This window comes from Citrobacter cronae, from assembly GCF_016893685.1.
Lineage (GTDB): Bacteria > Pseudomonadota > Gammaproteobacteria > Enterobacterales > Enterobacteriaceae > Citrobacter > Citrobacter werkmanii.
On the sequence record NZ_CP069763.1, the window covers coordinates 2070326 to 2083583 of the forward strand.

The 13258-nt window shown below is 53.8% G+C and carries 9 protein-coding genes; 3 read left to right on the forward strand and 6 right to left on the reverse strand.

The window, feature by feature from the left end:
* Nucleotides 1-2: 2 nt before the first annotated feature.
* From rluA to polB, 3 genes are all read right to left on the reverse strand, one after another.
* Complete coding sequence (rluA, locus tag JSN25_RS08855) at nt 3-662, reverse strand: bifunctional tRNA pseudouridine(32) synthase/23S rRNA pseudouridine(746) synthase RluA (protein WP_150344649.1); 660 nt, start codon at nt 660-662, stop codon at nt 3-5.
* Between the two features lie 11 nt (nt 663-673).
* Nucleotides 674-3580, reverse strand: coding sequence for an RNA polymerase-associated protein RapA (gene rapA / locus JSN25_RS08860; RefSeq protein WP_038637132.1), 2907 nt, complete (start codon nt 3578-3580; stop codon nt 674-676).
* A 176-nt stretch (nt 3581-3756) separates the two neighbouring features.
* Nucleotides 3757-6108 carry a DNA polymerase II gene (polB, locus tag JSN25_RS08865; protein WP_199952530.1) on the reverse strand — a complete coding sequence of 784 codons (2352 nt, stop codon included), beginning with the start codon at nt 6106-6108 and terminating at the stop codon, nt 3757-3759.
* A 597-nt stretch (nt 6109-6705) separates the two neighbouring features.
* Between polB and JSN25_RS08870 the strand changes: the two genes are divergently transcribed.
* Nucleotides 6706-7089: a DUF4751 family protein gene (locus tag JSN25_RS08870; protein WP_038637140.1), complete on the forward strand. Its 384-nt coding sequence runs from the start codon at nt 6706-6708 to the stop codon at nt 7087-7089.
* A gap of 42 nt (nt 7090-7131) precedes the next feature.
* Here JSN25_RS08870 and araD read toward each other — a convergent pair whose 3' ends face one another.
* From araD to araB, 3 genes are all read right to left on the reverse strand, one after another.
* On the reverse strand, nt 7132-7827 hold the full coding sequence (araD, locus tag JSN25_RS08875; RefSeq protein WP_204525628.1) for an L-ribulose-5-phosphate 4-epimerase: 696 nt from the start codon (nt 7825-7827) through the stop codon (nt 7132-7134).
* A 97-nt stretch (nt 7828-7924) separates the two neighbouring features.
* The gene (gene araA, locus JSN25_RS08880; protein ID WP_069324068.1) at nt 7925-9427 is read right to left on the reverse strand and encodes an L-arabinose isomerase; all 1503 of its coding nucleotides are present in this window, start codon (nt 9425-9427) and stop codon (nt 7925-7927) included.
* A gap of 10 nt (nt 9428-9437) precedes the next feature.
* Nucleotides 9438-11147: a ribulokinase gene (gene araB / locus JSN25_RS08885; protein ID WP_204525629.1), complete on the reverse strand. Its 1710-nt coding sequence runs from the start codon at nt 11145-11147 to the stop codon at nt 9438-9440.
* Between the two features lie 340 nt (nt 11148-11487).
* On the opposite strand from araB, the gene araC reads away from it, so the two are divergent.
* Together araC and JSN25_RS08895 are read left to right on the forward strand one after the other, a co-directional pair.
* Nucleotides 11488-12333 carry an arabinose operon transcriptional regulator AraC gene (gene araC, locus JSN25_RS08890; RefSeq protein ID WP_038637154.1) on the forward strand — a complete coding sequence of 282 codons (846 nt, stop codon included), beginning with the start codon at nt 11488-11490 and terminating at the stop codon, nt 12331-12333.
* Nucleotides 12334-12452: 119 nt separating this feature from the next.
* Nucleotides 12453-13220 carry a DedA family protein gene (locus JSN25_RS08895; RefSeq protein WP_204525630.1) on the forward strand — a complete coding sequence of 256 codons (768 nt, stop codon included), beginning with the start codon at nt 12453-12455 and terminating at the stop codon, nt 13218-13220.
* The last annotated feature ends 38 nt before the right edge of the window (nt 13221-13258 follow it).

Below are 13258 nucleotides of genomic sequence, written 5' to 3' on the forward strand. Positions count from 1 at the left end.
GTTTAAAAATCCGCCGGGACTTTAAACGTCATGTTGTTGCCGTATGCGGGATGGGTGATGGTTAACATCTCTGCGTGCAGCAGCAGGCGTGGTGCTAACGCCAGGGCTTCTGGCGGAGCGTAGAAGCGGTCGCCGAGGATCGGATGTCCTAATGCCAGCATATGCACACGCAACTGGTGGGAGCGTCCGGTTATGGGTTTGAGCACCACCCGGGCGGTGTTATCCGGCGCGAACTCGACCACTTCATACTCGGTCTGCGCGGATTTCCCGGTCTCATAACACACTTTCTGCTTTGGTCGGTTCGGCCAGTCGCAAATCAGCGGTAAATCAACCAGTCCCTCGGCTGGCGCCGGATGTCCCCATACGCGTGCAACATACTGCTTTTTCGGTTCGCGCTCGCGAAACTGGCGTTTGAGTTCACGCTCTGCCGCTTTGGTTAGCGCGACTACAATCACGCCGCTGGTTGCCATATCCAGACGATGTACGGATTCAGCCTGTGGGTAGTCGCGTTGAATACGCGTCATCACGCTGTCTTTGTGCTCATCCAGACGACCCGGCACGGACAACAAGCCGCTCGGCTTGTTGACCACCATAATGTGCTCATCCTGATACAGGATAACCAGCCAGGGTTCCTGCGGCGGATTGTAGTTTTCCATCCCCATGTATGGCTCCGTTACTGGTGCGTCACGACGATCAGACGCAGGGCATCCAGACGCCAGCCCGCCTGCTCCAGGCTTTCCAACACCTGCTGGCGGTTGCTTTCAATGGCGCTCAGTTCGTCATCACGGATGTTCGGGTTAACGGCACGTAGGGCTTCCAGACGCGACAGTTCTGCTGTCAGCTTCTCATCCGCTTCTTTGCGCGCCGCGTCGATCAGCGCACGGGCGGATTTTTCCACCTGCGCCTCACCCAACTGCAGGATGGCATGAACATCCTGCTGCACGGCGTTGACCAGTTTGCTGCCGGTGTGGCGGTTAACGGCGCTGAGCTGACGGTTAAAGGTTTCGAATTCAACCTGCGCGGCAAGGTTATTGCCGTTTTTATCCAGCAGCATGCGTACCGGCGTTGGCGGCAGGAAGCGGTTCAACTGCAGCTGTTTCGGCGCTTGCGCCTCTACAACGTAAACCAGTTCAACCAGCAGAGTGCCGACCGGTAACGCTTTGTTTTTCAATAAAGAAATAGTGCTGCTTCCGGTGTCGCCGGACAGGATCAGATCCAGACCATTGCGGATCAGCGGATGCTCCCAGGTAATAAACTGCGCGTCTTCACGCGACAGGGCGACATCACGTTCAAACGTAATGGTGCAGCCATCTTCCGGCAGGCCAGGGAAATCCGGTACCAGCATATGATCGGACGGCGTCAGTACGATTAAATTGTCGCCACGGTCATCCTGATTAATACCGACGATATCAAACAGGTTCATGGCAAAGGCGATCAGGCTGGTGTCGTCATCCTGCTCTTCAATACTTTCGGTAAGTTGCTGAGCTTTTTCACCGCCATTGGAGTGAATTTCCAGCAGGCGATCGCGGCCTTGCTCCAGTTGGGCTTTCAGCGCCTCGTGCTGCTCACGGCAGGTTTTGATCAGGTCATCAAAGCCATCGGTATTTTCCGGCTCAGCCAGGAAGCCGATCAGATTGTTGTATACCGTGTCATAGATAGTACGTCCGGTTGGGCAAGTGTGTTCGAACGCATCCAGACCTTCGTGGTACCAGCGCACCAGCACGGATTGCGCGGTTTTTTCCAGGAACGGTACGTGGATCTGAATATCATGTGCCTGGCCGATACGGTCCAGACGACCAATACGCTGTTCCAGCAGGTCCGGGTTGAACGGCAGGTCGAACATCACCAGGTTGCTGGCGAACTGGAAGTTACGCCCTTCTGAGCCGATTTCAGAACACAGCATCACCTGGGCGCCGCTATCTTCTTCGCTAAACCAGGCCGCCGCGCGGTCACGTTCAATAATCGACATTCCTTCATGGAACACGGCGGCGCGGATCCCTTCGCGTTCGCGCAGGACCTGCTCCAGTTGCAGCGCGGTGGTCGCTTTCGCGCAGATAACCAGCACTTTTTGCGAACGGTGGCTGGTCAGGTAGCCCATCAGCCATTCCACGCGCGGATCAAAGTTCCACCAGGTGCCGGTATCGCCTTCGAATTCCTGATAAATCTGTTCCGGGTAGAGCATGTCGCGAGCCCGGTCTTCCGCACTCTTACGCGCGCCCATAATGCCGGAGACTTTTATCGCGGTCTGGTATTGGGTCGGCAACGGTAATTTGATGGTATGCAGTTCGCGTTTCGGGAAGCCTTTCACACCGTTACGGGTGTTACGGAACAGCACACGGCTGGTGCCATGGCGGTCCATCAGCATCGAAACCAGTTCCTGACGCGCGCTCTGGGCGTCTTCGCTGTCGCTGTTTGCTGCCTGCAATAATGGCTCAATATCCTGCTCGCCAATCATGTCGCCTAACATATTCAGCTCATCGTTACTCAGCTTATTGCCAGCCAGTAGCATGGCGACGGCATCAGCGACCGGACGGTAATTTTTTTGCTCTTCAACAAACTGGGCGAAATCGTGGAAACGGCTTGGATCCAGCAGGCGCAGACGTGCAAAGTGGCTTTCCATACCCAGTTGTTCTGGCGTAGCGGTCAGCAGCAGGATACCCGGTACGCGTTCAGCCAACTGTTCAATGGCCATATATTCGCGGCTGGGCGCATCTTCGCTCCACACCAGGTGATGGGCTTCGTCGACAATCAGCAGATCCCATTCGGCGTCACACAGGTGCTCCAGACGCTGTTTACTGCGACGGGCAAAGTCCAGCGAACAGATAACTAACTGTTCGGTTTCAAATGGGTTGTAGGCGTCGTGTTGCGCTTCTGCATAACGCTCATCATCGAACAGCGCAAAACGCAGGTTGAAACGGCGCAGCATTTCGACCAGCCACTGGTGCTGTAGCGTCTCCGGGACGATGATCAGTACGCGTTCAGCGGCGCCGGAAAGCAGTTGCTGATGCAGGATCATCCCGGCTTCAATGGTTTTACCTAAACCCACTTCGTCAGCCAGCAAAACGCGCGGGGCGTGACGACGACCAACATCATGAGCAATGTTGAGCTGGTGGGGGATCAGGCTGGTACGTTGGCCGCGCAAACCACTCCATGGCATACGGTACTGTTCGCTCTGAAATTTACGCGCGCGATAGCGCAGCGCAAAGCGGTCCATACGGTCAATCTGACCGGCAAACAGGCGATCCTGTGGTTTGCTGAATACCAGTTTACTGTCGAGCAACACTTCACGCAGCGTTACACCGGTTTCTTCGGTATCAAGGCGGGTTCCGATATAGGCAAGCAGGCCGTTTTCTTCTTTTACTTCATCGACATGCAGTTGCCAGCCTTCATGGCTCGTTATCGTATCGCCAGGATTGAACATCACGCGGGTCACGGGAGAATCACTGCGCGCATACAGACGGTTTTCGCCCGTCGATGAGAAAAGTAAAGTGACGGTTCGCGCATCCATGGCGACAACAGTACCAAGTCCCAGTTCGCTTTCTGTATCGCTGATCCAGCGTTGACCAAGTGTAAAAGGCATATATGTTCGGCTCTATATCTTTAATTGCAGGCAATACTCGTCATTTTCCGGGCTAACCCGGTTTTTGAGAGCATACGACCCCGCTACCAGGCTAATAAATCAGTGGTAGTGGTGTTAAATGGGTCCAGGAATGGAAAGGGCGCTATGGTACTGGATGGCGGCGGTTTCGTCACGCGTCAAAATAACCCCAGTTGCCCTGTGAGTAGTGTAGCAAAGTTATCATCGATAAAGGGAAGTATTCCCTCGGCAACCGGTTGTATCTGACGGGTCAGATAGTGCTCATAATCGAGAGCAGATTGCTGATAATCCACAGGTTCAGGGCCGTTTACTGTCCAGACATATTTAATGGTGCCACGGTTTTGGTACTGTGGCGCGCGACCTCGTTTTATATTCTGTTCATCAGCCAGTCGTGCCGCGCGGACGTGTGGCGGAACATTACGCTGGTATTCACTTAACGGGCGGCGCAGGCGTTTGCGGTACACCAGTTGTGCATCCAGTTCACCTGCCATCAGACGGTCGATGGTCTCGCGGACAAACTCCTGATACGGCTCGTTACGAAAAATTCGCAGGTACAGCTCCTGCTGGAATTGTTGCGCCAGCGGTGTCCAGTCGGTGCGAACCGTTTCCAGTCCCTTAAACACCATGCGTTGTTCAGCCCCTTCCTGAATCATCCCGGCGTAACGCTTTTTACTACCGGTATCCGCACCGCGAATAGTCGGCATCAGAAAGCGACAAAAGTGGGTTTCAAACTCCAGCTCCAGCGCGCTGGTCAGATTTTGTTGCTTTAGCGATTGCGCCCACCACGAGTTGACATGGCTCACCAGCTCCCGGCCAATCCGGGCGGCATCATCTTCTGAGTGCGCCTTTTTAAGCCAGACAAAGGTCGAGTCGGTATCACCATAGATGACGTCGTAACCCTGAGCCTCAATTAACGCTTTGGTCTGGCGCATGATCGCATGGCCGCGCATCGTGATTGATGAGGCCAGTCTCGGGTCGAAAAAGCGACAGGCGGTAGTACCCAGTACGCCGTAAAACGCATTCATGATAATTTTCAGCGCCTGCGAGAGCGGTTTATTCCCGTGGCGTTTTGCTTCTTCACGCCCGTGCCAGATCTGAGTAACGATCTCCGGCAGGCAGTGTTTTTCGCGTGAGAACCAGGCGTCAAGAAAACCTTCGGTGCTGTGCTCCCGATCCGGGTGCGCCATCCCTTCGATAAGCCCCACCGGATCGATCAAAAATGTACGAATAATTGAGGGGTACAGGCTTTTGTAATCCAGCACCAGAACGGAGTCGTACAATCCCGGGCGCGAGTCCATCACATAGCCGCCGGGGCTGGCGTGCGCGGGAACTTCCCCCAGATTTGGCGCCACGTAACCCGCCCGGTGCATGCGCGGAAGGTAGAGGTGGCCGAAGGCGGCAACCGAACCACCGTGACGGTCGACCGGCAGACCGTTGACCGTCGAGCGCTCCAGCAGAAAAGGCATGATCTCGGTTTTATGAAAAATGCGCGTGACCAGCTCACAGTCTTTGAGATTGTAGGTAGCGAGCGCGGGTTTATCCTGGGCAAACCGACGGTCAATTTCGTCCATTCGGTCCCACGGGTTATCAATCGATTTTCCTTCGCCCAGCAATTCTTGCGACACCGTTTCCAGCGAGAATGACGAGAAATTCCAGAATGCGGATTTGAGCGCTTCAATGCCGTCAATGATCAGTCGACCTTTGGCCTGCGCGAAGAACACGCCGTTTTTGAAGCCATGCTCGCGCCACTCCAGTTCGCTATTATCACGACCAAAACGCAGGGGGATGCGATAACGTTCGGCATGCTTTTGCAGGACGCGTAAATCGAATTGCACCACATTCCAGCCAATGATGACATCGGGATCATGACGGGCAATCCAGTCGTTGAGCTTTTCCAGCAACTGCGGTCGGCTAGCCACGTACTCAAGTTCAAAATCCAGCGCCGAGGCATCGCCGTTTGCCGGGCCGAGCATGTAGACAATACGCTGCCCGCAGCCTTCAAGACCGATGCAGTAGAGTTCACCATGCCGCGTGGTTTCGATATCCAGCGATACCCATTTTAGCGGCGGTCGATAGTCCGGGTTTGGCTTCAGGCGGGCATTAATCAGCGTGCCGTTATGTTTGTCGCCTTCGACCCAGATCGGGGACGTGATAAAGCGCTCCATCAGATATCGCTCTGGCGGGCGTACGTCAGCCTCATAAACGGTGATGTCGTTTTCGCGCAGGAGTTTTTCCAGCCGCATGAGCTGGCGGTGGGAGCGGCAATACAGACCCGAAACGGGCTGGCGGTGGAAATCTTGTAGCTGAAGCGGCGTCAGGCGATAGCCGTTCTCTGTACGTAATAATGATGTAACGCGCGGAACCTGACTGCCAGGTATAAACGCGACGGATTCCTGAGGCGCGAGCGTGACCAGCAGCGGCCCGTCGTCTGTCGCCAGCCAGAATGAGACCTCAGTTCCCTGCGGGGTGTCCCGCCAGTGCCGGGTTAAAATAAAGCCTGCCTGCGCCACGCTGTGTATCCATTAAAAAACCAGGCATGATTATAGCCTGGATTGCACGATTGTACTGTTATTTTGTACAGTTGTAAGATAAAAGTCGCGGTAAGACGCAGTCGCAGTGACAGTAAAATTCTTTTCGGGTACAAAATTTCAGTGTTGAACTATTTAATTTATGAATACAGTTTCTGGTTATACTTCCGTAAATTATTTGATTAGTCTGTTTTGATTATTTATTTAAATTACTGCTTTTTGATTATGTGTTTTCCTTAAATTGATAGTCTGCTTCAGGAGTTTTTTCACATTTTCAGAATAGTGCTCAACCCATTCTGCTACTTAGCCCTCGGTTCAGAAAAAATTACACTTTTTTTAATTTGTTTTTATTCATGGTTAGTGTAACTATTTTAATCGAAGCATTCGGGTTGTCAGGTTGAATATAATATATATTATTGGATTACTATTGTCTGGATAAAAACAGATTTTCGGTACGATTTCGTCGGGAATATCTCTCTGCATAATTTGATTTTTATCTCCTGATGTAATTTTTATTCATCTGGCGGCTCGGGTGTTTTATATCAATAGCTTGGGTGTGTTGTGAAATGGAGAGGTGTTATGAATGTTTATACTCAGGCGTTACAGGTAGGATATGACCACTATTTATTTGTTAATACTCAGCTATCTAACCCGACTATTAAGTCGGTAAGTCAATACATTGAGTATAGAACATGGTCAGGTCAAATCTGGCGCTCTGAGATTATTGATCGTGGGAATGCCTTCTTTCACTGGCAAGGACAGGACAGAATAAATGGGCATCGTGATACGGTTATTAATTATCTGTTGAACGGCCAACGCTGGCAGTCAACAATTGCAGATTATATTTTCTTTCATTCTCTGGATGGCGAAGAGGCGCTGGGACATTATGATAATGTGATTAAATACGTTTGTGCTAATAATTGTGTGTATCGAAGTACGTTTGCGGAATATATAACTCAATAATAAGAAGGCGCGTCATTGTTTCCGGACGCGCCTAGCGTCATTTCACTGACCGTAATAGGCTTTTGCGCCATGTTTACGCAGGTAGTGTTTATCCAGCAGGGTTTGTTGCATATCCGGCAACTGCGGCGCGAGTTGGCGGCAGAATATCCCCATATAGGCGACTTCTTCCAGCACGATGGCGTTATGCACCGCATCTTCGGCATTTTTTCCCCAGGCGAACGGACCGTGAGAGTGCACCAGTACGCCTGGCATCTGCGCTGCGTCAATCCCTTGTTTCTCAAAGGTTTCAAAGATTACATTCCCGGTTTCCCACTCATACTCGCCGTTGATTTCGTCCTCGGTCATTTTCCGTGTACAGGGAATCGTGCCATAGAAATAGTCAGCGTGGGTGGTGCCTGTCGCCGGAATCGACTGACCCGCCTGCGCCCAGATTGTCGCGTGGCGCGAGTGGGTATGAACAATGCCGCCAATGGTCGGGAATGCCTGATATAACAAACGGTGCGTTGGGGTATCGGAGGAGGGCTTTTTCGTGCCTTCAACGACTTCCCCGGTGGCGATACTGACAACAACCATATCGTCTGCGGTCATGACGCTGTAATCGACACCGGAAGGTTTAATCACAAACACGCCGCGTTCGCGATCGACGGCGCTAACGTTACCCCAGGTCAGCGTCACCAGGTTGTGCTTGGGCAGTGCCAGATTCGCTTCCAGTACCTGACGTTTAAGATCTTCTAGCATGTAAACTCCTGAATGCCGGATGGCGTTTCGCTTATCCGGCCTACGGTGATTTGTAGGCCCGGTAAATGAAATGCCACCGGGCAATCCGTTTCACCAATTAACGTTTGAACCCGTAATACACTTCGTTCCAGCGCAGCGCGTCCTTAAAGGCCGGCAGACGGGTCTCGTTATCGATCACTGCGATCTCGATATCGTGCATTTCAGCGAACTGGCGCATATCGTTCAGATCCAGCGCATGGCTGAAGACGGTGTGGTGCGCGCCGCCGGCAAGGATCCAGGCCTCAGATGCGGTTGGTAGATCCGGCTGGGCCTTCCACAATGCGTTAGCCACCGGCAGTTTCGGCAGGTCGTGCGGCGTTTGCACCGTGTCGATGCAGTTAACCAGCAGGCGATAACGATCGCCGAGATCGATCAGGCTGGCGACCACTGCCGGGCCGGTTTTGGTGTTGAAGATCAGACGGGCAGGATCGTCTTTACCGCCAATGCCGAGGTGCTGAACGTCGAGGATCGGTTTCTCTTCCACAGCGATTGACGGGCACACTTCCAGCATGTGTGAGCCGAGCACCAGATCGTTGCCTTTCTCGAAGTGGTAGGTGTAATCCTCCATAAATGAGGTGCCGCCCTGCAGACCGGTTGACATCACCTTCATGATGCGAAGCAGAGCGGCGGTTTTCCAGTCGCCTTCGCCCGCAAAGCCGTAGCCTTGCTGCATCAGACGCTGTACGGCCAGACCCGGGAGTTGTTTCAGGCCGTGCAAATCTTCAAATGTCGTCGTGAAGGCGTGGAATCCGCCCTGCTCAAGGAAGCGCTTCATTCCCAGTTCAATTCGGGCGGCTTCCAGTACGTTCTGACGTTTCTCACCATGGACTTGTGTGGCCGCCGTCATGGTGTAGGTGCTTTCATACTCGTCGATCAGCGCGTTGATTTCGCCGTCACTAATTGCGTTCACTACCTGCACCAGGTCGCCCACGGCCCAGGTATTTACCGAGAAGCCGAATTTGATCTGTGCGGCAACCTTATCGCCGTCAGTGACCGCTACTTCACGCATGTTGTCGCCAAAACGGCAGACTTTCAGATGGCGGGTATCCTGTTTGGACACCGCCTGGCGCATCCAGGAGCCAATACGCTCGTGCGCCTGCTTATCCTGCCAATGGCCGGTGACCACGGCGTGCTGCTGACGCATACGCGCACCGATGAAGCCGAATTCGCGACCGCCGTGTGCGGTCTGGTTCAGGTTCATAAAGTCCATATCAATGCTGTCCCACGGCAGGGCGGCGTTGAATTGGGTGTGGAACTGCATCAGCGGCTTATTGAGGATAGTCAGACCGTTAATCCACATTTTGGCTGGAGAGAAGGTGTGCAGCCAGACCACCAGACCTGCGCAGCGATCGTCATAGTTGGCATCACGACAGATAGCGGTAATTTCGTCAGGTGAAGTACCCAGCGGTTTTAACACCAGTTTGCAGGGCAGGTTAGCTTCCGTATTCAGTGCGTTAACAACGTGCTCGGCATGTTGGGTTACCTGACGCAGGGTTTCCGGGCCATACAAGTGCTGGCTACCAATCACAAACCACACTTCATAGTTATTAAAAATTGTCATTGTCGTGTCCTTAATGAGTCAGGGTTGCCAGGTCTACCGGGGCTTGTTGCGCCGGAGCGGCAGTCGGAAGGTATTGTTGTTCAGCGCTTACCGCCCACTGCTGGTAGCGGCGGTAAAGTTGTTCAAAACGTTGAGCCTGTTCTGGACGAGGTTGCATCGTCTTTTCTACTGCGCTCGCCATGTGTTGCTGGGCGGCTGGAATGTCTGCATGGACCTGCGCGGCAACGGCGGCGAAGATAGCCGCACCGAGCGCGCAGCACTGGTCTGAAGCGACAATCTGCAGCGGACGGTTTAGCACGTCGCAGCAGGCCTGCATGATGACCGGGTTTTTACGCGCGATACCGCCGAGCGCCATGACGTTGTTAACCGCAATGCCTTGTTCGGTGAAGCATTCCATGATGGCGCGCGCGCCAAAGGCCGTGGCGGCGATCAGACCACCGAACAGCGCTGGCGCATCGGTTGCCAGATTCAGGTCGGTAATGACGCCTTTCAGACGCTGGTTGGCATTCGGCGTACGACGACCATTAAACCAGTCGAGCACCACCGGCAGGTGATCCAGCGACGGATTTTTCGCCCAGGCTTCGGTGAGCGCTGGCAGCAGCTGTTTTTGGCTGGCTTTAATCTGGGTTTTCAGTTCCGGGTGCTGCGCGGCAAGCTGTTCCAGCGGCCAGCTCAACACGCGGCTAAACCAGGCATAGATGTCGCCGAAAGCAGATTGCCCCGCTTCCAGACCGATAAAATGCGGCACCACGCTGCCATCAACCTGCCCGCAAATGCCTTTCACCGCGCGTTCGCCAACGCTGTGTTTATCGGCAATCAGAATGTCGCAGGTAGAGGTGCCGATGACTTTCACCAGCGTATTGGGCTGTGCGCCTGCGCCGACCGCGCCCATATGGCAGTCAAAAGCGCCGCCTGAAATCACCACGCTTTCCGATAGACCCAGGCGCTGCGCCCACTCGGCACACAGAGTGCCAACCGGCAGGTCCGCCGTGAAGGTGTCGCTAAACATTGGGTATTGCAGATGGCGGTTGAGGATGGGGTCGAGTTCGTCAAAGAAACTGGCTGGCGGCAGCCCCCCCCAACTTTCATGCCACAGGGATTTATGCCCGGCGCTGCAGCGACCGCGACGAATATCCTGGGGGCGCACAGTATTGGAGAGCAGGGCCGGAACCCAGTCACACAGCTCAATCCATGAGACCGCCGCCTCGGCGACCGCGTGGTCCTGGCGAGTCACGTGCAGGATTTTTGCCCAGAACCATTCGCTGGAATAAATACCGCCAATATAGCGGGAGTAATCGATCTTGCCTGGCGTGTGGCACAGGCGAGTAATTTCTTCGGCTTCTTCTACCGCAGTGTGATCTTTCCACAGAACAAACATCGCATTCGGGTTTTCCGCGAACTCCGGGCGCAGCGCCAGTACGTTGCCGTCGGCATCGATAGGCGCCGGGGTTGAGCCGGTACTGTCAACGCCAATCCCGACCACTTCTGCGCGTTGTTCCGCGCTCAGTTCGTCGAGTACGGTTTTCAGCGCCGCTTCCATGGATTCAATGTAGTCGCGCGGATGATGGCGAAACTGGTTGTTTGGGCCGTCGCAAAACTGCCCTTCCTGCCAACGTGGGTACCACTCAACGCTGGTGGCGATTTCTTCACCAGTGGCACATTCCACCGCCAAAGCGCGTACCGAATCACTACCAAAATCGAGGCCAATTGCAATCGCCATCGTCTTACTCCATCCAAAAATACGGGTATGGATAAACAGTAGTGACCAGGGATAAAAACCGTCAGGCAGGATTCGCTAATCTTATGGACTAAAATGCTGTGGCATCACAAAGTGTGACGCCGTGCAAATAATCAATGTGGACATTTCTGCCGTAGTTATAGACACTTTTGTTAGCCGATTTTGACGTTGGCGTGGTACATGTTTTTTACAAATTGCTTTTCACAAGCGGGGTTGATGGTCCATTACCGCAAACAACTGTGGCCCGCCGGGACGACGGCGATGATGTCTGGCGTAATATGGACAAATTGTTTCTTAGCAGAACCCAGGGAGTATTGAAATTATGGCTGAAACGCAAAACGATCCCCTCCTGCCGGGCTATTCGTTTAACGCACATTTGGTGGCTGGATTGACCCCCATTGAGGCGAACGGATACCTGGATTTTTTTATCGACCGGCCGCTGGGGATGAAAGGCTATATCCTCAATCTCACTATTCGTGGGCAAGGGGTCATTAATAATCAGGGCAAGCAGTTTGTCTGTCGACCTGGCGATATTTTGCTGTTTCCGCCTGGCGAAATTCACCACTACGGACGCCATCCTGACGCCAGCGAGTGGTATCACCAGTGGGTCTACTTCCGGCCACGCGCTTACTGGCAGGAGTGGCTGGCCTGGCCGGCCATTTTTGCCCAGACCGGTTTCTTTCGTCCTGATGAAGCGCATCAACCGCATTTCAACGAGCTGTTTGGGCAGATCATCAATGCCGGGCAGGGAGAGGGACGCTATTCCGAACTGCTGGCGATTAATTTACTGGAGCAATTGTTACTCCGACGTATGGAAGCCATTAATGAGTCGCTGCACCCGCCAATGGACAACCGCGTTCGTGATGCCTGTCAGTACATTAGCGATCATCTGGCGGACAGCAATTTTGATATTGCCAGCGTCGCACAGCACGTCTGCCTGTCGCCTTCCCGTTTGTCACACCTGTTCCGCCAGCAATTGGGCATCAGCGTATTAAGCTGGCGTGAGGATCAGCGAATCAGTCAGGCGAAGCTACTGCTGAGTACCACACGAATGCCTATCGCCACGGTGGGTCGCAACGTCGGCTTTGATGACCAGCTCTATTTCTCTCGCGTTTTCAAAAAATGTACCGGCGCCAGTCCGAGCGAGTTCCGTGCTGGATGTGAATAAAAAGTGAATGATGTGTCCTGAAAGTTGTCATAACTGGCAATCTATTCAGACAATTGATGGCTTGACGAAGTTGAGAAGGGTTATCAAAATCCCTGCTTCGTAAATCTGACGGACACATTATGCAAGCATTGCTGGAACACTTTATTCTCCAGTCCGCCCTGTACTCTCTGATCGCCGTACTTTTGGTGGCCTTTTTGGAGTCGCTGGCGCTGGTTGGTCTGATTCTGCCTGGCACCGTGATGATGGTGGGGCTGGGGGCGCTGATTGGCAGTGGCGAACTGAATTTCTGGCATGCCTGGCTTGCGGGCATCGTCGGTTGCCTGTTGGGGGATTGGATCTCCTTTTGGTTGGGCTGGCGCTTTAAAAAGCCGCTGCACCGTTGGTCGTTCATGAAAAAGAACAAGGCGCTGCTGGATAAAACCGAGCATGCGCTGCATCAGCACAGCATGTTTACCATTCTGGTGGGCCGTTTTGTCGGCCCAACGCGTCCGCTGGTGCCGATGGTGGCGGGTATGCTGGATCTGCCTGTCGCAAAATTTATAGTCCCGAATATTATTGGCTGCGTGCTGTGGCCGCCGTTCTATTTCCTGCCGGGTATTTTGGCGGGCGCGGCAATCGATATTCCTTCCGATATGCAGAGCGGAGATTTCAAATGGCTGCTGCTGGCGACGGCGTTGCTGCTGTGGGTTGGAGGCTGGTTATGCTGGCGGCTGTGGCGCAGCGGCAAAGCGGCAGTCGATCGTTTAACTGCGTATTTCCCCCGCAGCCGTTTACTGTATCTGGCGCCGTTGACGCTCGGGATCGGCGTGGTCGCGCTGGTGGCGCTGTTGCGTCACCCGCTGATGCCGGTGTATATCGATATTCTGCGCAAAGTTGTGGGTTACTAACGATTCCCTTGCCGGATGGCGGCTTCGCCTTATCCGGC

Excerpts from the sequence above, each read along its gene's own strand:
- rluA (WP_150344649.1), bottom strand. The coding sequence starts at position 662 with ATGGGGATGGAAAACTACAATCCGCCGCAGGAACCCTGGCTGGTTATC.
- JSN25_RS08895 (WP_204525630.1), top strand. The coding sequence starts at position 12,453 with ATGCAAGCATTGCTGGAACACTTTATTCTCCAGTCCGCCCTGTACTCT.
- araC (WP_038637154.1), top strand. The coding sequence starts at position 11,488 with ATGGCTGAAACGCAAAACGATCCCCTCCTGCCGGGCTATTCGTTTAAC.
- rapA (WP_038637132.1), bottom strand. The coding sequence starts at position 3,580 with ATGCCTTTTACACTTGGTCAACGCTGGATCAGCGATACAGAAAGCGAA.
- araB (WP_204525629.1), bottom strand. The coding sequence starts at position 11,147 with ATGGCGATTGCAATTGGCCTCGATTTTGGTAGTGATTCGGTACGCGCT.
- araA (WP_069324068.1), bottom strand. The coding sequence starts at position 9,427 with ATGACAATTTTTAATAACTATGAAGTGTGGTTTGTGATTGGTAGCCAG.
- JSN25_RS08870 (WP_038637140.1), top strand. The coding sequence starts at position 6,706 with ATGAATGTTTATACTCAGGCGTTACAGGTAGGATATGACCACTATTTA.
- araD (WP_204525628.1), bottom strand. The coding sequence starts at position 7,827 with ATGCTAGAAGATCTTAAACGTCAGGTACTGGAAGCGAATCTGGCACTG.